Origin of the sequence: Pseudomonas sp. Ag1, from assembly GCF_000278565.1 — a bacterium.
GTDB lineage: Bacteria > Pseudomonadota > Gammaproteobacteria > Pseudomonadales > Pseudomonadaceae > Aquipseudomonas.
Window position 1 is genome coordinate 250,670 of the sequence record NZ_AKVH01000109.1, and the last position, 17,418, is coordinate 268,087.

18 protein-coding genes and 1 riboswitch are annotated in these 17,418 nt (G+C 61.6%); of the genes, 13 read left to right on the plus strand and 5 right to left on the minus strand.

The features are described 5' to 3' along the window. The first annotated feature begins 28 nt into the window (after positions 1–28). Complete coding sequence (gene mazG, locus A462_RS06165; protein WP_008438185.1) at positions 29–862, plus strand: nucleoside triphosphate pyrophosphohydrolase; 834 nt, start codon at positions 29–31, stop codon at positions 860–862. Positions 863–887: 25 nt separating this feature from the next. Next, complete coding sequence (locus A462_RS06160; RefSeq protein ID WP_003210740.1) at positions 888–1,433, plus strand: DUF2058 domain-containing protein; 546 nt, start codon at positions 888–890, stop codon at positions 1,431–1,433. A 189-nt stretch (positions 1,434–1,622) separates the two neighbouring features. Here the strand turns inward: A462_RS06160 and A462_RS06155 are convergent, their stop codons facing one another. The 4 genes from A462_RS06155 to purM form a co-directional block, all read right to left on the minus strand. Next, on the minus strand, positions 1,623–1,811 hold the full coding sequence (locus tag A462_RS06155) for a hypothetical protein (protein ID WP_008438187.1): 189 nt from the start codon (positions 1,809–1,811) through the stop codon (positions 1,623–1,625). A gap of 253 nt (positions 1,812–2,064) precedes the next feature. Continuing rightward, on the minus strand, positions 2,065–2,778 hold the full coding sequence (locus A462_RS06150) for a DUF3108 domain-containing protein (protein ID WP_003210742.1): 714 nt from the start codon (positions 2,776–2,778) through the stop codon (positions 2,065–2,067). 8 nt (positions 2,779–2,786) lie between these two features. Next, positions 2,787–3,437 (minus strand): phosphoribosylglycinamide formyltransferase, encoded by a 651-nt coding sequence (gene purN, locus A462_RS06145; RefSeq protein WP_008438189.1) that lies wholly within the window; start codon positions 3,435–3,437, stop codon positions 2,787–2,789. After that, entirely contained in the window at positions 3,437–4,495 is a 1,059-nt protein-coding gene (purM, locus tag A462_RS06140; RefSeq protein WP_008438191.1) for a phosphoribosylformylglycinamidine cyclo-ligase, read from the minus strand. The genes purN and purM overlap by 1 nt, the downstream gene beginning before the upstream one ends. Before the next feature lie 359 nt (positions 4,496–4,854). On the opposite strand from purM, the gene A462_RS06135 reads away from it, so the two are divergent. The 5 genes from A462_RS06135 (at position 4,855) to A462_RS06115 (ending at position 9,474) form a co-directional block, all read left to right on the plus strand. Next, on the plus strand, positions 4,855–5,895 hold the full coding sequence (locus A462_RS06135) for a DUF2066 domain-containing protein (protein ID WP_003210745.1): 1,041 nt from the start codon (positions 4,855–4,857) through the stop codon (positions 5,893–5,895). 53 nt (positions 5,896–5,948) lie between these two features. After that, the gene (locus A462_RS06130; RefSeq protein WP_003210746.1) at positions 5,949–7,022 is read left to right on the plus strand and encodes an AI-2E family transporter; all 1,074 of its coding nucleotides are present in this window, start codon (positions 5,949–5,951) and stop codon (positions 7,020–7,022) included. Positions 7,023–7,239: 217 nt separating this feature from the next. Next, positions 7,240–7,944, plus strand: coding sequence for a DnaA regulatory inactivator Hda (hda, locus tag A462_RS06125; RefSeq protein ID WP_003210747.1), 705 nt, complete (start codon positions 7,240–7,242; stop codon positions 7,942–7,944). A 213-nt stretch (positions 7,945–8,157) separates the two neighbouring features. Continuing rightward, positions 8,158–8,787 (plus strand): C40 family peptidase, encoded by a 630-nt coding sequence (locus A462_RS06120; RefSeq protein ID WP_003210748.1) that lies wholly within the window; start codon positions 8,158–8,160, stop codon positions 8,785–8,787. Positions 8,788–8,931: 144 nt separating this feature from the next. Then, on the plus strand, positions 8,932–9,474 hold the full coding sequence (locus A462_RS06115) for a C40 family peptidase (RefSeq protein ID WP_003210749.1): 543 nt from the start codon (positions 8,932–8,934) through the stop codon (positions 9,472–9,474). 133 nt (positions 9,475–9,607) lie between these two features. On the opposite strand, the gene A462_RS06110 is transcribed toward A462_RS06115, so the two are convergent. Further along, on the minus strand, positions 9,608–10,921 hold the full coding sequence (locus tag A462_RS06110) for a PQQ-dependent sugar dehydrogenase (RefSeq protein WP_008438196.1): 1,314 nt from the start codon (positions 10,919–10,921) through the stop codon (positions 9,608–9,610). A gap of 99 nt (positions 10,922–11,020) precedes the next feature. Beyond that, a riboswitch (cobalamin riboswitch) is annotated at positions 11,021–11,257 on the plus strand. An 80-nt stretch (positions 11,258–11,337) separates the two neighbouring features. Here A462_RS06110 and cobO point away from each other — a divergent pair. The 6 genes from cobO to A462_RS06080 are packed head-to-tail and all read left to right on the plus strand — an operon-like array spanning position 11,338 to position 17,319. Beyond that, a complete protein-coding gene (gene cobO, locus A462_RS06105; RefSeq protein WP_003210751.1) occupies positions 11,338–11,949 on the plus strand; it encodes a cob(I)yrinic acid a,c-diamide adenosyltransferase in 612 nt (203 codons plus the stop codon). Next, positions 11,946–13,337: a cobyrinate a,c-diamide synthase gene (locus tag A462_RS06100; RefSeq protein WP_032899731.1), complete on the plus strand. Its 1,392-nt coding sequence runs from the start codon at positions 11,946–11,948 to the stop codon at positions 13,335–13,337. Before cobO ends, A462_RS06100 begins: the two co-directional genes overlap by 4 nt. After that, positions 13,334–13,984 (plus strand): 5,6-dimethylbenzimidazole synthase, encoded by a 651-nt coding sequence (gene bluB / locus A462_RS06095; RefSeq protein ID WP_003210753.1) that lies wholly within the window; start codon positions 13,334–13,336, stop codon positions 13,982–13,984. The genes A462_RS06100 and bluB overlap by 4 nt, the downstream gene beginning before the upstream one ends. Beyond that, the gene (gene cbiB, locus A462_RS06090; protein WP_008438198.1) at positions 13,981–14,889 is read left to right on the plus strand and encodes an adenosylcobinamide-phosphate synthase CbiB; all 909 of its coding nucleotides are present in this window, start codon (positions 13,981–13,983) and stop codon (positions 14,887–14,889) included. Before bluB ends, cbiB begins: the two co-directional genes overlap by 4 nt. Beyond that, a complete protein-coding gene (gene cobD, locus A462_RS06085; protein ID WP_003210755.1) occupies positions 14,882–15,871 on the plus strand; it encodes a threonine-phosphate decarboxylase CobD in 990 nt (329 codons plus the stop codon). The genes cbiB and cobD overlap by 8 nt, the downstream gene beginning before the upstream one ends. Further along, on the plus strand, positions 15,868–17,319 hold the full coding sequence (locus tag A462_RS06080; RefSeq protein WP_008438199.1) for a cobyric acid synthase: 1,452 nt from the start codon (positions 15,868–15,870) through the stop codon (positions 17,317–17,319). Before cobD ends, A462_RS06080 begins: the two co-directional genes overlap by 4 nt. The last annotated feature ends 99 nt before the right edge of the window (positions 17,320–17,418 follow it).

Sequence of the window (17,418 nt, forward strand, 5' to 3'; positions counted from 1 at the left end):
GCGTTCCCACTTCTGCGGAAAGAGACTGATGTATTCACTTGAAGACCTGCTGCACCTGATGAACCGCCTGCGCGACCCGCAATACGGTTGCCCGTGGGACATCAAGCAAACCTACGCCACCATCGTCCCCCACACCCTGGAAGAAGCCTACGAAGTCGCCGATGCGATCGAGCGCGGGGATTTTGATCACCTGCAAGGTGAGCTGGGCGACCTGTTGTTCCAGGTGGTGTATTACAGCCAGCTGGCGCGGGAAGAAGGGCGCTTCGAATTCGCCGGGGTGATCGACAGCATTACCCGCAAGTTGATTCGCCGTCACCCGCATGTGTTTCCCACGGGAGACTTGTACGCGCCGCTGGATATTCCGCAGCTGAGCGAAGAGCAGGTCAAGCAGCGTTGGGAAGAAATAAAGGCCGAGGAGCGTGCGGAAAAGTCCGACGTCCCACAGCAGTTATCCCTGCTGGATGATGTGCCCACGGCCTTGCCGGCGCTTTCCCGCGCCGCCAAATTGCAAAAGCGTGCCGGGCAGGTGGGTTTCGACTGGCCGGCCGCGTTGCCCGTGGTGGATAACGTGCGCGAAGAGCTGGATGAAGTGCTCGAAGCCATGGCCGATAACGACCCGGCAGCCATCGCCGATGAAGTAGGTGACCTGCTGTTTGCGGCGGTCAACCTGGCCCGTCACCTCCAGGTCGACCCAGAAGCGGCCTTGCGTTTAGCCAACGCTAAATTCGAACGACGTTTCCGATTTATCGAACAGGCATTGCGCGAGACCCACCGTCCCATAGAAGATTGCACCCTCGAAGAGTTGGACGCCCTGTGGGGCGAAGCCAAACGCCAGGAAAAGAATCTGTCCAGCTGCGGCTGAGCCGTTGCCCAAGTGAGTAAGCACCATGAGCATTTCCCTTCGCGACCAGTTGCTCAAAGCAGGCCTGGTCAACCAAAAGCAGGCCAAGCAGGTCGGCAAAGAGAAACAGAAACAGCAGCGCCTGGTGCATAAAGGCCAGGCCGAAGCGGACGACAGCCAGGCGCGCCTGGCCATCCAGGCGCATGCCGAAAAGGTCAAGCGCGACCAGGAGCTGAACCGTCAGCAGCAGGAAAAAGCCGAGGCTAAGGCCCGCGTTGCGCAGGTCAAGCAATTGATCGAAACCTCGCGCCTGCCCAAGCTGACCACCGAGGACTACTACAACTTCGTGGATGACAAGAAGGTCAAGCGCCTGTCGGTCAACACGCTGATGCGTAACAAGCTGAGCAACGGCTCCCTGGCGATCGTGCATCACGGTGGCGGTTACGAGGTGATCCCGCGCGAAGCCGCGCTGAAGATCCAGGAGCGGGCGCCAGAGCGCATCGTCCAGATGAACGTCCTGACCGAAAGCCAGGTGCCGGATGAGGATGATCCGTACGCCGCCTACCAGATCCCTGATGACCTGATGTGGTAATGCGTTAGAAACACACATTGTGGCGAGGGAGCTTGCTGTGGCGAGGGAGCTTGCTCCCGCTGGGGCGCGAAGCGCCCCCAAAATCCCAATCCCAATCCCAAAAAAACACAAACCCCGCTCAAAAGGCGGGGTTTGTGTTTATAGACACTCCAGCTGCGTGGGGCTGGTTATCTACAGGATTTCAGAGTTTCAGGAGCTTTGCGCCTGGCGTTTCATCTCAAGGGTCTCGAGCTCGTTTTTATAATTATGAGCTTCGGTCTCGTCGTGAAACATGCCGACCAGCAGGTCTTGCTGGTGTACATCCCAGATGTGAATCCCGTGGGCTACTGCTTCATGGGACATATGTTCATCGTCGCGTTCAGTTACTTTTACAGTCATCTGCTTGCTCCAATCTCTGGTTGATCTGCGGCAAGGCGTCGCAGGCCTTTGTTATATGATTTGTTAGCTTGCTAAGTAAATAACCAGGAATTGCAACACACCTTTACAGAAACTGGAGTAATCCCGCGAGCCCACGGAAACCGCGACATTGCGTCGCAGGGCGCTGAGTTTTATGACAAAAGTTTCATGTTGGCGTCAGGCGACAGGCGAAAAAAAGCCCCGCGTACGCGAGGCTCTTTCATTGCGCAGAGGATCAGCTGCCTTTGACAGCCTTGCCGTCAACGGTACCGTCTTGCAGCATGATGTTGTATTCCTTGCCGTCAGTCTCGACCTGGCGCAGGGCAACCAGGATGCCGCCCCAGTCCTTGGCAAACCACATTTGGGTAATGCGCTTGCTTTGAGTCGGGTCACGCACGCGCTCGACCTTGATCGCATCGATGGAGCCGGCTTTGGTCTGGACCTTTTCCGGGCCGATCACGCGGAAGTCGTAGGTATCGACATCAGTGCCTTCGACGACGTTGTAGCTCATGCTTTTCTTGCCGGCTGCCACATCGCGCTGCAATGCCAACTGGTAGGTCGACTTGTCGAGCATGCCGCTTTGAAGGGCCACGTTGACCGGGTCCTTGTTTTCAAAGCCGGTGACTTTCTTGGCCGTCTGATCGAAGTCGAGGTTGATCTTCTTCGTCTTGCCCAGGCCACCGCGTTCGAAGGTGTAGCTCACCGGTTGCAGGGCGTCTTTGTCGAAGCGGATCACGCTGGTTTCAGTCAGGCTGGCGATCATCATGGAAGCCTTGAAATTCAAGGTCCAGCTGCCGTTGTCATTCTTGGTCAGGCTGCGTTCTGCCGAACCACTCATGGGCAACTGTTTCCAGTCGGCGGTGTAGCTGGCGGAGAAAGGGTGAAGGTCTGCCGCTTGCACGGCAGGCAAGGCGAACAGCGCAAAAGCGAAGAGCAGGGCGCGACGCATAAAGTCTCCTAGGTTCGAATCAAGTGGCCGCTGGCCGCAAGTAACTGACCGTCCAATAATGCACCGTGGTCGCCAAGAATCAACCGCCCCTCAGCGAACCAGCGAACAGCCAGCGGGTAAATCCTGTGTTCCTGGGTGTGAACCCGTTGCGCAAGCGTCTGCGCAGAGTCCGCAGACTCTACCGGAACTACTGCCTGTACGACCAGAGGCCCGCCATCGAGTTCCTCGGTGACAAAGTGCACGCTGCAGCCGTGCTCGGTGTCGCCGGCCTCCAGGGCACGCTGGTGGGTGTGTAACCCTTTGTATTTTGGCAGCAGGGACGGGTGGATATTCAGCAGACGCCCGTTGTAGTGACGCACGAAGTCAGCGCTGAGAATACGCATGAAGCCGGCCAGTACCACGAGTTTGGGGTTGAAGGCGTCGATCAGTTCGATCAAGGCGCTGTCGAAGGCCTCGCGGCCTTCGAAGGCCTTGTGATCCAGGGAGCGGGTGTCGATACCTGCGTCCCTGGCGCGTTGCAGGCCGTAGGCGTCGCTGCGGTTGGAAATCACCGCAGCGATGCGCACCGGGCTGTCGCCGGCGCGCGTGCTGTCGATCAGGGCCTGCAAGTTACTGCCGGTGCCGGAGAGCAGCACCACGACATCACAGGTTGCAGGCATCAGTGCGCCTTAAGGTTCTTCAGTTCAACCTGAGCCGCGCCTTCAGGGGCGGTAGCGATCTGGCCGATGACCCAAGGCTGTTCGCCGGCTTCACGCAATACGTTCAGCGCGCTTTCAACGTGCTCTTGAGCCACGCAGATGACCATGCCCACGCCGCAGTTCAGCACGCGGTGCATCTCGGTTTCGTTGACGTTGCCTTTCTCTTGCAGCCAGTCGAAGACTGCCGGGCGCTGCCAGCTGGCCACGTCGACAATCGCCTGGGCGCCTTTAGGCAGTACGCGCGGGATGTTGTCCAGCAGGCCGCCACCGGTGATGTGGGCCATGGCCTTGACCGCGCCGGTGTCCTTGATCAGCTTGAGCAACGGCTTCACGTAAATGCGGGTCGGGGCCATCAGCAGGTCGGTCAAGGGCTTGCCGTCGAGCTGGATGGTTTCGATGTCGGCGCCGGACACTTCGATGATCTTGCGGATCAGCGAGTAGCCGTTGGAGTGCGGGCCGGACGATGGCAGGGCCAGCAGGGCGTCACCGGCAGCCACCTTGGAACCGTCGATGATTTCGGATTTTTCGACAACGCCGACGCAGAAACCGGCCAGGTCGTAGTCTTCGCCTTCGTACATGCCTGGCATTTCAGCGGTTTCGCCGCCGACCAGGGAGCAGCCGGACAGTTCGCAGCCAGCGCCAATGCCGGTGACCACCTGGGTAGCGGTCTCGACGTTGAGCTTGCCGGTGGCATAGTAGTCAAGGAAGAACAGCGGCTCGGCGCCGCACACCACCAGGTCGTTCACGCACATGGCAACCAGGTCGATGCCGATGCTGTCGTGCTTGTTCAGGTTCAGTGCCAGGCGCAGCTTGGTGCCCACACCGTCGGTGCCGGAGACCAATACAGGCTGCTTGTAGCCGGCCGGGATCTCGCAGAGGGCGCCAAAACCGCCCAGGCCGCCCATGACTTCGGGGCGCGCAGTGCGCTTGGCGACGCTCTTGATGCGTTCGACCAATGCTTCACCGGCGTCGATGTCTACACCGGCGTCCTTGTAGCTCAGGGAGGGTTGCTTGCTCATGATCCAGGCCTTTAGGGGGGATTCAGGGGTAACGACCGAATGCGGCGGGTGTACCGAAACCTGAAGTTTCAGCACGGCCTGCCATTGACGGTCTGCGAAGGCGCGCGATTTTATCAGGCTTGAGGGGCAGCGGCCATCCTCGGGCCGACGGGCAGGGGCAATAGCTGTTAAAAAAATCGCTAATCGAGTCGGTCACAGGCCCTATTAAGGTATAGCCTTTAACTCGCTATCGTTATGACAGTACAAAAACTTGCCGAGACCCTGTGAATGTTTTGCCGGTCGCTGTGGTCACAGCCTTGCTCAACAGTGTTCACGCGGTCTGTTCCAACCGCTTATTTGCCGTTCGGGAATCTTCTTTCATGGGTCTGAGTAAATATTTTTTTGTGGGCTGCTTGTCGTTGGTCAGCCTGGCGAGTCATGCCGAAACCCTCAATGGTCTCTATCAGGTGCTGGAGCCGGTCAGCAGCCAGTCTCCCCAGGAGCGCGACCAGGCGACCCAGCGTGCCCTGCAAACCCTGGTGATCCGCCTGACCGGCGACGCCAAGGCCGCCGATGGCCCGGGCCTGGCGGCGATCCGCAAAGACCCGCAACAAATCATCAGTCAGTACGGCTACGACGCCGGCCCGCCGGAAAGCCTGCAGGTGGATTTCGACCCGGTCAGCACCGACCGCGCGTTGCGTGGCGCGGGCCTGGCGCTGTGGGGCAGCAATCGGCCATCGATCCTCGGTTGGTGGCTGAACGACTCCGTGGAAGGCAGCAGCCTGGTCGGTGATGGCCAGGCTGTCGCCCAGCCGCTGCGCCGCGCGGCCCAGCACCGTGGTTTGCCGCTGCGTCTGCCATTGGGTGACCTGGACGAACAGATCGTCGCCACCGCCCCGAATCTTGAAAGCCCTGACGCCACACCGCTGCGTGCCGCGTCCGAGCGTTATGGTGCCGATGCCTTGCTGGCGGTGCATGCTCGCGAAGACGGCGGCCAATGGTCGGCCAAATGGCGCCTGTGGCTGGGGGATAAAAGCGAGCAGGGCACCGCCACCGGCACTGATACTGCCGCATTGGCCGACGCCGTGCTGCTGGCCGTCAGCGAACGCCTGGCACCACGCTTTGCGGTCAAGGCCGGCGCTGCCACCAGTGATCAGTTGCTGGAAGTGCAGGGCATGAATCTCGAGCATTACGCCGCCCTCGGCCATCTGCTGGAACCGTTCGGTGCCCAGCCGGTGCGCGTGGACGGCACTCGCATCGTTTATCGGGTGAATGGCAGCGCCGAGCAGCTGCGCACCCAGTTGAGCCTGGCCAAGTTGCAGGAAATCCCGGCAGGTGAAGCTCCGGCTCCGCAGCCGGTGGTAGAAGGCGCGCAACCGGCACCGGTCGAGCCGACGCCGCAGCTACGTTTTCATTGGTAAGTGTTCTTCCTTCTTATATAGAAGCAGGAAGCAAATAACAGAGGGAGTGGTTTATGGCGGATACGCGTCGTTGGGTGTGGCTTGGCGGGATTGTCCTGCTGTGCGTTTTTGTGTTCCTGCTGCATTCGATCCTGACGCCGTTCCTGGTCGCGTTACTGCTGGCCTACCTGTTCGATCCGGTGGTGGATCGCCTGGAAAAGATCGGCCTGTCACGTACCTGGGGCGTGGTGGCGGTGTTTGCGTTGTTCACCTTGATCATCACGGCGCTGGTCCTGGTGCTGGTGCCGATGTTGGCCAAGCAGTTGTTCAAGCTCTATGAGCTGGCGCCGCAGATGCTCGACTGGCTGCAACACACGGCCATGCCGTGGGCGCAGGCCAAGCTGGGGTTGGCAGACGGCTTCTGGAAGTTCGACAAGGTCAAGGCGGCCATCAGCGAGCACATGGGCCAGACCACCGACATTGTCGGCGTGGTGCTGAGCCAGGCGACGGCGTCGAGCCTGGCGCTGATTGGCTGGCTGACCAACCTGGTGCTGATCCCGGTCGTGGCGTTCTACCTGCTGCGGGACTGGGACATCATGATGGCCAAGATCCGCGGCCTGCTGCCGCGCGACCGTGAGGAGCGCATTGTCTCCCTGGCCGAGGAGTGTCATGAGGTGCTCGGCGCCTTCGTCCGTGGCCAGTTGCTGGTGATGCTGGCGCTGGGGATCATCTACGCGGCGGGGTTGATGGCGATCGGCCTGGAACTGGGGCTGTTGATCGGCCTGATCGCCGGCCTGGCAGCCATCGTGCCTTATATGGGCTTCGTGATTGGTATCGGTGCGGCGCTGGTGGCCGGGTTGTTCCAGTTCCACGGCGACCTGTACCCGATGCTCGGGATTGTCGCGGTGTTCATGGTCGGCCAGGCCCTGGAAGGCATGGTGCTGACGCCACTGCTGGTAGGCGACCGGATCGGCCTGCACCCGGTGGCGGTGATCTTTGCGATCCTGGCGGGCGGCGAGCTGTTCGGCTTTACCGGCATCCTGCTGGCGCTGCCGGTGGCGGCGGTGATCATGGTGCTGGTGCGCCATGTGCACGACTTGTACAAGGACTCGGACATGTACGCCGGAACCGACGAACCGGAGTTATAACCGCAGCATCACAAACCCGGCTCAAGGCCGGGTTTGTCATTTATCGGCTCTGGCGTTTCGCCATTGCGTCAAACATTCCTCACCAAATCCAACAAGTTAACGCAAACCTTTGATTTTGCTTGTGGTCTGCTGCATTGTGCGCCCGGCGTCACGGGTATAAACTTTGCAAACTTTACACAGAGGTCACTAACGGTTCGATTGGAACCGTTCAGTCAGCATGAAACCGATTCAGCTGCCCCTAGGTGTGCGTCTGCGTGACGACGCCACCTTTATCAATTACTACCCAGGCGCCAATGCCGCTGCACTCGGCTATGTCGAGCGGCTCTGCGAAGCCGACGCCGGGTGGACCGAAAGCTTGATCTACCTCTGGGGCAAGCACGGCGTGGGGCGTACCCACTTGTTACAGGCCGCTTGCCTGCGCTTCGAACAGATGGGTGAACCGGCGGTGTACCTGCCGCTGGCGGAGCTGCTGGACCGCGGTATCGAGATCCTCGACAACCTCGAACAATACGAACTGGTCTGCCTGGACGATTTGCAGGCAGTGGCGGGGCGGGCAGATTGGGAAGAGGCACTGTTCCATCTGTTTAACCGCTTGCGTGACAGCGGCCGGCGCTTGTTGATTGCCGCCTCCACCTCGCCACGTGAGCTGCCGGTGAAGCTGGCGGACTTGAAGTCGCGGCTGACCCTGGCGCTGATTTTCCAGATGCGCCCGTTGTCCGACGAAGACAAACTGCGGGCCCTGCAACTGCGTGCTTCGCGCCGCGGGTTGCACCTGACCGATGAAGTCGGGCATTTTATTCTCACTCGCGGTACACGCAGCATGAGCGCATTGTTCGACTTGCTCGAACAGCTCGACCAGGCTTCCTTGCAAGCCCAACGCAAGCTGACTATTCCCTTCCTCAAAGAAACCCTGGGCTGGTAGCCAGCCCTTTAAAACCGGGGCTTTCGGCAAATTACAGGCGCCAGAAAACCTGCGTTTGGGCCGTTTTGGCCACGCAAATGGCTGGCATAGGGTGTTAAGGGCTTAGATGTCATAGTCCAAACAAGAAGTCACATAGATCACGATTGAATTTGCAAATCGATGTGATAGAAGGCATAGTCTCGGCTTCTTTACACATCAGCCACGGTCGTGCCCATGCTAAATCGCTTCGCACCCCTCGTGCCTCTCGCACTCGTTACCCTGTTGTTTGGTTGCGCCACCCACACTCAAAACGTGGCTGAGCAGCAAAAACCAGTACAGCAGTCCCAGGCAAAATTCGTTGCGTCGCAGTCTTCCACTGTTTATCAGGAAGAGATCGCAACTGAAAAAGAACTCGCCGACTTCGCCGGCGCCAAGCCTTACCAGCTTCCCGTTCTGGCCGACAGCATTCTCGAACGCGGCATGTCCCTGATCGGTACCCGTTACCGTTTCGGCGGTACCTCTGAAGCCGGTTTCGACTGCAGCGGTTTCATCGGCTACCTGTTCCGCGAGGAAGCCGGCATGAACCTGCCGCGTTCCACCCGCGAAATGATCAACGTGGATGCACCGTTGGTCGCGCGGAACAACCTCAAGCCCGGTGATCTGCTTTTCTTTAGTACGGCTGGCCGTGGTCGTGTCAGCCACGCCGGTATCTACCTGGGCGACAACCAGTTTATCCACTCCAGCAGCCGCCGCAGCGGTGGTGTGCGAGTCGACAACCTGGGTGACAGCTACTGGAGCAAAACCTTCATCGAAGCCAAGCGCGCCCTGGCGATGGCCCCGACTACCGTTACCGCCAGCAAGTAAAGTTAAAGTGATACTTGAAGTTTGACGTGTAAGCGCTAGAATCCCTGGACATTGTTGTAAATTGATCGCGCGAGCTTTGCTTGCGCGTTCTGTTTTTCAACGTTCGGCAGCGAAAGCCGCATCCAGATCAGGATTGTTCTGCCCATGTCGACCTCGGCCCGCCTAATTCTTCTCGTTTGCGCCGCGCTGCTCAGCGCCTGCGCAAGCCGTCCACCGCCTGCTCCCGTGGCCGTCAAGCCCAAGCCGGTGTTCAACACCTATGCCACCCAAAGTTTCTCGCCTGCGGCCGAAGACGTGCTTTTTCGTGCACTGGGCCTGGTCGGCACGCCTTATCGTTGGGGCGGCAACACGCCGGACTCGGGGTTTGATTGCAGTGGCTTGATCGGTTTCGTCTACCGTGACGCGGCGGGCATCTCCTTGCCACGTACCACCCGCGAGCTGATCGTGATGCGCGCCCAGGACGTGAGCGAAAACAACCTGCAGACCGGTGACCTGATCTTCTTCGCCACGGGTGGCGGCTCGCAGGTCAGCCACGCCGGGATCTACGTGGGAGAAGGGCGCTTTGTGCATGCGCCGCAAACCGGCGGTACGGTGAAGCTGGACACGCTGTCCAAGGCTTATTGGCAGAATGCCTACCTGAGCGCCAAGCGCGTGTTGCCGGCCGAGCACTTGGCAAGAAACCCCTAGGAAAACACGAAACCAAATGTGGGAGCGGGCTTGCTCGCGAATGCGGTGGATCAGTCGACAACAAGCTGACTGACACACTGCATTCGCGAGCAAGCCCGCTCCCACATTTGTTTTGCGGTGTTTGCGAAGCTGGCTATTTAGCCGCCGACACTCGCCACACCTTGTTCCCCACGTCATCCGCCACCAGCAAATCCCCCTGCTTGTCGATCACCACGCCGACCGGGCGGCCCATGGCTTTCTCATCGCTATTGAGGAACCCGGTCAGCACATCCACCGGCTGGCCTTTGGGTTTGCCGCCTTCAAACGGCACGAAGATCACCTTGTAGCCACTGTGGGGCTTGCGGTTCCAAGAACCATGCTGGCCGATAAACGCGCCATTGCTGAATTGTGCCGGTAGCTTGCTGCCCTCGGCAAAGGTCAGTCCCAGGGAGGCTGTGTGCGGGCCCACCGCGTAGTCCGGGGCAATCGCCTTGGCTACCAGTTCCGGGTTCTGCGGACTCACCCGCACATCCACGTGCTGGCCGTAATAACTGAAGGGCCAGCCATAGAACGCGCCATCCTTGACCGAGGTGATGTAGTCCGGCACCAGGTCGCTGCCGATTTCATCGCGCTCATTGACCGCCGTCCACAGCTTGCCGCTTTGCGGTTCCCAAGCCATGCCGTTGGGGTTGCGCAGGCCGGAGGCGAAGATGCGGTGCTGGCCGGTAGCACGGTCCACTTCCCAGATCGCGGCGCGGCCTTGTTCGGCTTCCAGGCCGTTTTCCGCGACGTTGCTGTTGGAGCCCACGCTGACGTACAACTTGCTGCCGTCCTGGCTCGCGACCACGTTCTTGGTCCAGTGATGGTTGATGCTGCCGCCCGGCAAGTCGGTCACCGTGGTGCCGGCTTCCTTGATCGAGGTTTCGCCTGGCTGATAGGGGAAGCGCAGCAGCTTGTCCGAATCGGCCACATACAGGTCGTTGCCCACCAGTGTCATGCCGAACGGCGAGTTCAGGTTCTCCAGGAACACCGTGCGGGTTTCGGCTATGCCGTCGTGGTCGGCGTCCCGCAGCAGGGTGATGCGGTTGGGGCTCGGCACGGCGGCCCCGGCGCGGCCCATGACTTTCTCCATCACCCAGCCACGAATACCCTTGGAATCGTCCGGCTTGGGTGGCGCATTGGTTTCTGCCACCAGCACATCGCCATTGGGCAGCACATACAGCCAGCGCGGATGGTCCAGGCCTTCGGCAAACGCCGCTACTTGAGTGCCTGCCGCTGCCGTTGGCTTGGTGCCTTCGGGCCAGCCGATGGCCGGGGCGATATTCACCGTGGGGATCAGGGTTTTATTCGGTTCCGGCAGTTTGGGCGAGGGCCCGGTGCCGTCGGACACTTGCAGGGTAGAGCTTTCGCCGCAGGCGGCGAGGGTGCCGGCGAGCATGATCAGTAGGGCAAGTCGGGTCTTGTGCATGGTTTTCTCCTTAATACCTGTAGCGGTAGAGGCGCGCAGCGGCCCGATGGTTCACGCGCATGTCCGGCTTTAATTGACGCTCCACCCCCAACCCACTAACCTTCGCGGCTTGTTTCAGGTGCTCTGTGGCGTACGCGCCGACTGAGTGAAACAGGGAAGCCGGTGAGTGAGCGCATTTTTCTACAGTGCTGCCACGATCCCGGCGCTGCCCCCGCAACGGTAAATGAGTCAAGACGGTGCCTTAAGCCACTGTATCGCCCGCGATATGGGAAGGCGCACCTTCGGCATCCAATGCCACTCATGAGCCCGGAGACCGGCCTGATCCATCCAACAGCATCACGGTGGGCGATGCTTGGCTGTCTGTATGTGTCTTTTTCCTGCCCGCCGTTTTTGTCCAGCCCCAACGGAGAGCTGCCATGACTGAATCCCCCGATCGTGACGAACGCCACCTGGCGCGCATGCTGCGCAAAAAAGCCGTGATTGACGAGCGCATTGCCAATTCACCGAACGAGTGCGGGTTGCTGCTGGTGCTTACCGGCAATGGCAAAGGCAAGAGCAGCTCGGCCTTTGGCATGCTCGCCCGGGCCATGGGCCACGGCATGCAGTGTGGCGTGGTGCAGTTCATCAAGGGCCGCAACAGCACTGGCGAAGAACTGTTCTTCCGCCGTTTCCCCGAGCAGGTGCGCTTCCACGTGATGGGCGAAGGTTTTACCTGGGAAACCCAGGACCGTGCCCGCGACATCGTGGCCGCCGAAGCCGCCTGGGCGGTCTCCCGGGAAATGCTGCAGAACCCGGCCATCGGCCTGGTGGTGCTGGATGAACTGAACATCGCCCTCAAGCACGGCTACCTCGACCTGGACCAGGTACTCAGCGACCTGCAGGCGCGCCCGCCGATGCAACACGTGCTGGTCACCGGCCGTGGCGCGAAACCCGAATTGATCGAAATGGCTGACACCGTGACTGAAATGGGCATGCTCAAGCATGCATTCCAGGCGGGTATCAAGGCGCAGAAAGGCATCGAACTTTGAATCAGCCCCGTCACTGTCCTGCTGTGCTGATCGCCGCACCGGCGTCCGGCCAGGGCAAAACCACCGTCACCGCCGCGCTCGCCCGTTTGCACCGCAACCTGGGGCGCAAGGTGCGAGTGTTCAAATGCGGCCCGGACTTTCTCGACCCGATGATCCACGAGCGCGCCAGTGGTGCGCCGGTCTATCAATTGGACATGTGGATGGTCGGCGAGCAGGAAAGTCGCCGATTGCTGTGGGAAGCGGCGGGGGAAGCCGACCTGATCCTGATCGAAGGCGTGATGGGCCTGTTCGACGGCACGCCGTCCAGCGCCGACCTGGCGCGGCATTTTGGCGTGCCGGTACTGGCGGTCATCGATGGCACGGCCATGGCCCAGACCTTCGGTGCCCTGGCATTGGGCCTGGCGCGTTACCAGCCGGACCTGCCGTTTGCCGGCGTGCTGGCCAACCGCGTCGGCACGCTGCGCCATGCGCAACTGCTTGAAGGCAGCCTGACCGAAGGCCTGCGTTGGTACGGCGCACTGTCCCGGGAAACCGGGATCGAATTGCCCAGCCGCCACCTTGGCCTGGTGCAGGCCAGCGAATTGAACGACCTCGACCTGCGCCTCGACGCCGCCGCCCAGGCTCTGGGCAGCAGCTGTGAGGTAGCGCTGCCACCGCCGGTGGAATTCGCTGCGCCCGAGGTGATCGAGGCCCAACCGTTGCTGGCCGGCGTGCGCATCGCCGTGGCCCGCGACGAAGCCTTCGCGTTTACCTACGGCGCCAGCCTCGACCTGTTGCGAGCGATGGGCGCCGAGCTGCGCTTCTTCTCGCCGATTCGTGACCGCGCATTGCCCGAAGCTGACAGCCTCTACCTGCCCGGCGGTTATCCGGAATTGCATCACCAGGCGCTGTCAGAAAATACCGCGATGCTCGACGCCATCCGCGCCCACCACGCTGCTGGCAAGCCACTGCTGGCCGAATGCGGCGGCATGCTCTATCTGCTGGACTCGCTCACTGATGTCGACGGCACCCGTGCCGAACTGGTCGGCCTGCTCCAGGGCGACGCCGTGATGCAAAAGCGTCTGGCGGCACTGGCCCTGCAAAACGTCGAACTGCCCGAAGGCCTCTTGCGCGGTCACACCTACCATCACTCGCTGACCAGCACCGAGTGGCAGCCGATTGCCCGGGGCCTGAGCCCGAATGGCGGGCGCGGTGCCGAGGCGGTTTATCGTCAGGGCCGGATGACGGCTTCCTACGTGCACTTTTACTTCCCGTCCAACCCGATGGCGGTGGCTGCCTTGTTTGCGCCAAGCCTTGAGACCGCCATCGCAGGCAAGCCAGCTCCCACACTTGACCGAGTTGAAACGCAATCCAATGTGGGAGCGGGCTTGCCCGCGATGAGGCCATGACTGACAACGCCTTTCCGGAAGCCGACCGCGAAGCCGTCTACCGCGCTATCGCCGAACGCCGCGACATGCGGCACTTCAGCGGTGGCAGCGTGGCGCCGCAATTGCTCCATCGCCTGCTGCAAGCCGCGCACCAGGCGCCGAGCGTCGGCTTGATGCAGCCCTGGCGTTTTATCCGCATCAGCGACCGCAACCTGCGCGGCCAGATCCAGCAGCTGGTGGAAGAAGAGCGCGTACGCACCGCCGAGGCTCTCGGCGAGCGCTCCGACCAGTTCATGAAGCTCAAGGTCGAAGGCATCAACGACTGCGCCGAAGTGCTGGTGGCTGCCTTGATGGACGACCGCGAGCGGCATATCTTCGGGCGCCGCACCTTGCCGGAAATGGACATGGCATCGTTGTCCTGTGCGATTCAGAATCTATGGCTGGCGGCTCGTGTCGAAGGGCTGGGCATGGGCTGGGTCTCGCTGTTCGAGCCCCAGGCCCTGGCCGATCTGCTGGGCCTGCCGCCCGGTGCCAAGCCGTTGGCCGTGTTGTGCCTGGGCCCGGTGGCCGAGTTCTACCCGGCACCGATGTTGCAGCTCGAAGGCTGGACCGAACCACGGCCGCTGAGTGACATGTTGTACGAGAATGTTTGGGGAGTGAGTCAATGAGTGTGGCCTTGCTGAGTGTCGCTGCCGTGGCGCTGGATGCGCTGCTGGGCGAGCCCAGGCGCTGGCATCCGCTGGTGGCGTTCGGTAATTTTGCCGGGCGTATCGAGCAGCGTTTCAACTCCGGCGGCCGTGGCTGGCGCAGCCATGGCGTTACCGCCTGGGTGATTGCGGTGGTGCCGCTGACCCTGCTGGCCACGGCCCTCTCGTGGGCGCCTTACATCGGTTGGGTCCTGGAAATCCTCGCGCTGTATTGCGCCCTCGGCATGCGCAGCCTCGGCGAACACGTGCTGCCGGTGGCGCAAGCGTTACGCAGTGATGATCTGGACGAGGCCCGCAAGCGTGTCAGCTATCTGGTGAGCCGCCAGACCAGCGAGCTGGATCGCACCGAAGTCGCCCGTGCAGCCACCGAATCGGTGCTGGAAAACGGCAGCGACGCGGTATTTGCCGCCTTGTTCTGGTTTGTGGTCGCTGGCGTGCCCGGCGTGGTGCTCTATCGCCTGAGCAACACCCTGGATGCCATGTGGGGCTATCGCAATGAACGCTTTGAGCGTTTCGGCTGGGCCGCAGCAAAGATCGATGACGTGCTCAACTACATTCCGGCGCGCCTGGTGGCGTTGACCTACGCGCTGCTGGGCAAAACCCGCCTGGCTCTCAAATGCTGGCGCACCCAGGGCCCGACCTGGGACAGCCCCAACGCCGGCCCGGTGATGGCTGCGGGTGCCGGTGCCCTTGGCGTGGAGTTGGGCGGTGCAGCGATTTATCACGGTGAGCTGCACCAGCGCCCGCCACTGGGCGAAGGCCCGCCGGCGGATGCGGATTCCATCGAGCGTGGCTGGCAACTGGTGCAACGCGGCGTGTGGCTGTGGTTGCTGATCCTGTGTGTGGGGGCTGAGCTTTATGCTTGAGCACGGTGGCCGCTTGCGCAAGGCGGCGATGCAGTACGGCATTCCAGAAGCAGACTGGCTGGACCTGTCCAGCGGCCTGGCGCCATGGCCGTTTCCGATTCCGGAAATCCCGCTGCGGGCCTGGGCGCGCCTGCCTGAAAACGACGACGGCCTGGAGCAGGCTGCCTGTGAATATTACGGCACGCCCCATGTATTGCCGGTGGCCGGCTCCCAGGCCGCGATCCAGTTATTGCCGCGCCTGCGCCGGGCCGGCAAGGTCGGTGTGCTGTCGCCGTGTTACGCCGAACACGCAGAAGCCTGGCGTCGCGCCGGCTACATCGTGCGCGAAGTGCTGGAGCAGGAAGTCGACTTCTTCCTCGACAGCCTCGACGTGCTGGTGGTGGTCAACCCCAACAACCCCACCGGCCTGAGCCTGACGCCGCAACGCCTGCTGGACTGGCATGCTCGCCTGGCCCAACGCGGCGGCTGGCTGGTGGTGGATGAAGCCTTCATGGACATCACCCCGCAACTGAGCCTGGCGGGCCAGGCCCATCAAGTCGGCCTGATCGTGCTGCGCTCGTTCGGCAAATTCTTCGGCCTGGCCGGAGTGCGGCTGGGGTTCGTGCTGGCCGAGCGCAAGCTGCTCAAGCTGCTCGCCGAACAGGTGGGGCCGTGGGCCGTCAGCGGGCCGACGCGGGTGCTTGGGCAAGTATGCCTGCGCGATACGGCCGGCCATGCGCAACAGCGGCTGCGTTGCGAATCGGCCAGCCAGCGCCTGTTTGATGTGCTTGAACGCCACGACTTGCGGCCCCAGGGCGGCTGCGCGTTGTTCCAGTGGATGATCACGGACCGGGCTGAGCAGCTGCATGAATTCATGGCCCAGCGCGGCATTCTGCTGCGCTTGTTTGTCGACAACAGCAGCCTGCGTTTCGGCCTGCCGGATACCGAGGCCGACTGGTTGCGGCTGGAACAGGCACTGAAGGCCTACAAGGAAGCCTCATGAGTACCTTGATGGTGCAGGGCACCACCTCTGACGCCGGCAAAAGCACGCTGGTGACCGCACTCTGCCGCTGGCTGGTGCGCCAGGGCATCCCGGTGGTGCCCTTCAAGCCGCAGAACATGGCGCTCAACAGCGCCGTGACTGCCGAAGGCGGCGAGATCGGCCGGGCCCAGGCGGTGCAGGCCCAGGCCGCGAACCTGGCGCCCCATACCGACATGAACCCGGTATTGCTCAAGCCCAGCAGTGACACGGGCTCCCAGGTGATTATCCATGGGCGCGCCGTAACCACCATGAATGCGGTGGCCTATCACGATTACAAAGCCATCGCGATGCAGGCGGTGCTTGCCTCCCACGCGCGCTTGAGTGCGGCGTATCCGGTGGTGATGGTCGAGGGTGCGGGTTCACCGGCCGAGATCAACCTGCGGGCGAATGATATTGCCAACATGGGCTTTGCCGAGGCGGTGGACTGCCCGGTACTGCTGATTGCCGACATCAATCGTGGCGGGGTGTTTGCGCACCTGGTGGGTACGCTGGAATTGTTGTCGCCGACCGAACAGGCGCGGGTCAAAGGCTTCATCATCAACCGGTTTCGCGGGGATATTGCGCTGTTGCAGCCGGGGCTGGATTGGCTGGAAGCGCGCACGGGCAAGCCGGTGGTGGGGGTGTTGCCGTATGTGATGGATTTGCACCTGGAGGCCGAGGACGGCATCGACCAGCGCCAGATTGATAAGGCGGCGCAGGTGCTCAAGGTGGTGGTGCCGGTATTGCCGCGGATCAGTAATCACACGGATTTTGATCCGTTGCGCTTGCACCCGCAGGTGGATTTGCAGTTTGTGGGGCCGGGGCAGGCGATTCCTTCGGCGGACCTGATTATTTTGCCGGGCTCGAAGAGTGTGCGCAGTGATTTGGCGTATTTGCGGGCCAACGGGTGGGATACGGCGGTGGCGCGGCACCTGCGTTATGGCGGGAAGGTGCTGGGGATTTGTGGTGGGTTGCAGATGCTCGGCGAGCAGGTGCACGACCCGCTGGGGTTGGAAGGGCCTTGTGGTTCTAGCGCTGGGCTGGGGTTGTTGGCGTTCAGTACGACCCTGGAGGAGGAGAAGCAGCTGCGTAACGTGCGGGGGCGGTTGTTGCTGGAGGAGGCCGAGGTGAGTGGGTATGAGATCCACGCGGGTGTAACCAGTGGCGCTGGCTTGGTGCGGGCTGCGGTGCAGTTGGACGATGGGCGCCTGGATGGGGCTCAGAGTGAGGATGGGCAGGTTCTCGGGACCTATCTGCATGGGGTGTTTGAGACGCCGGCTGCGTGTAGTGCGTTGTTGCGGTGGGCGGGGTTGGAGGATGTGCAGGAGGTGGATTATCACGGGTTGCGGGAGCGGGATATTGAGCGGTTGGCGGACTTGGTAGAGCGGCATCTGGATACCGGGTTGCTGCGTTCGTTGTGTGGGGTTTGAGTTGGTTGTAATGGACCGTGTACATATCCGTTGCTGCGGTAACGGCCGCTTATGGTTCCGCTCTTACAGCGGGTCACTTTTGGCAAACGCCCCAAAAGT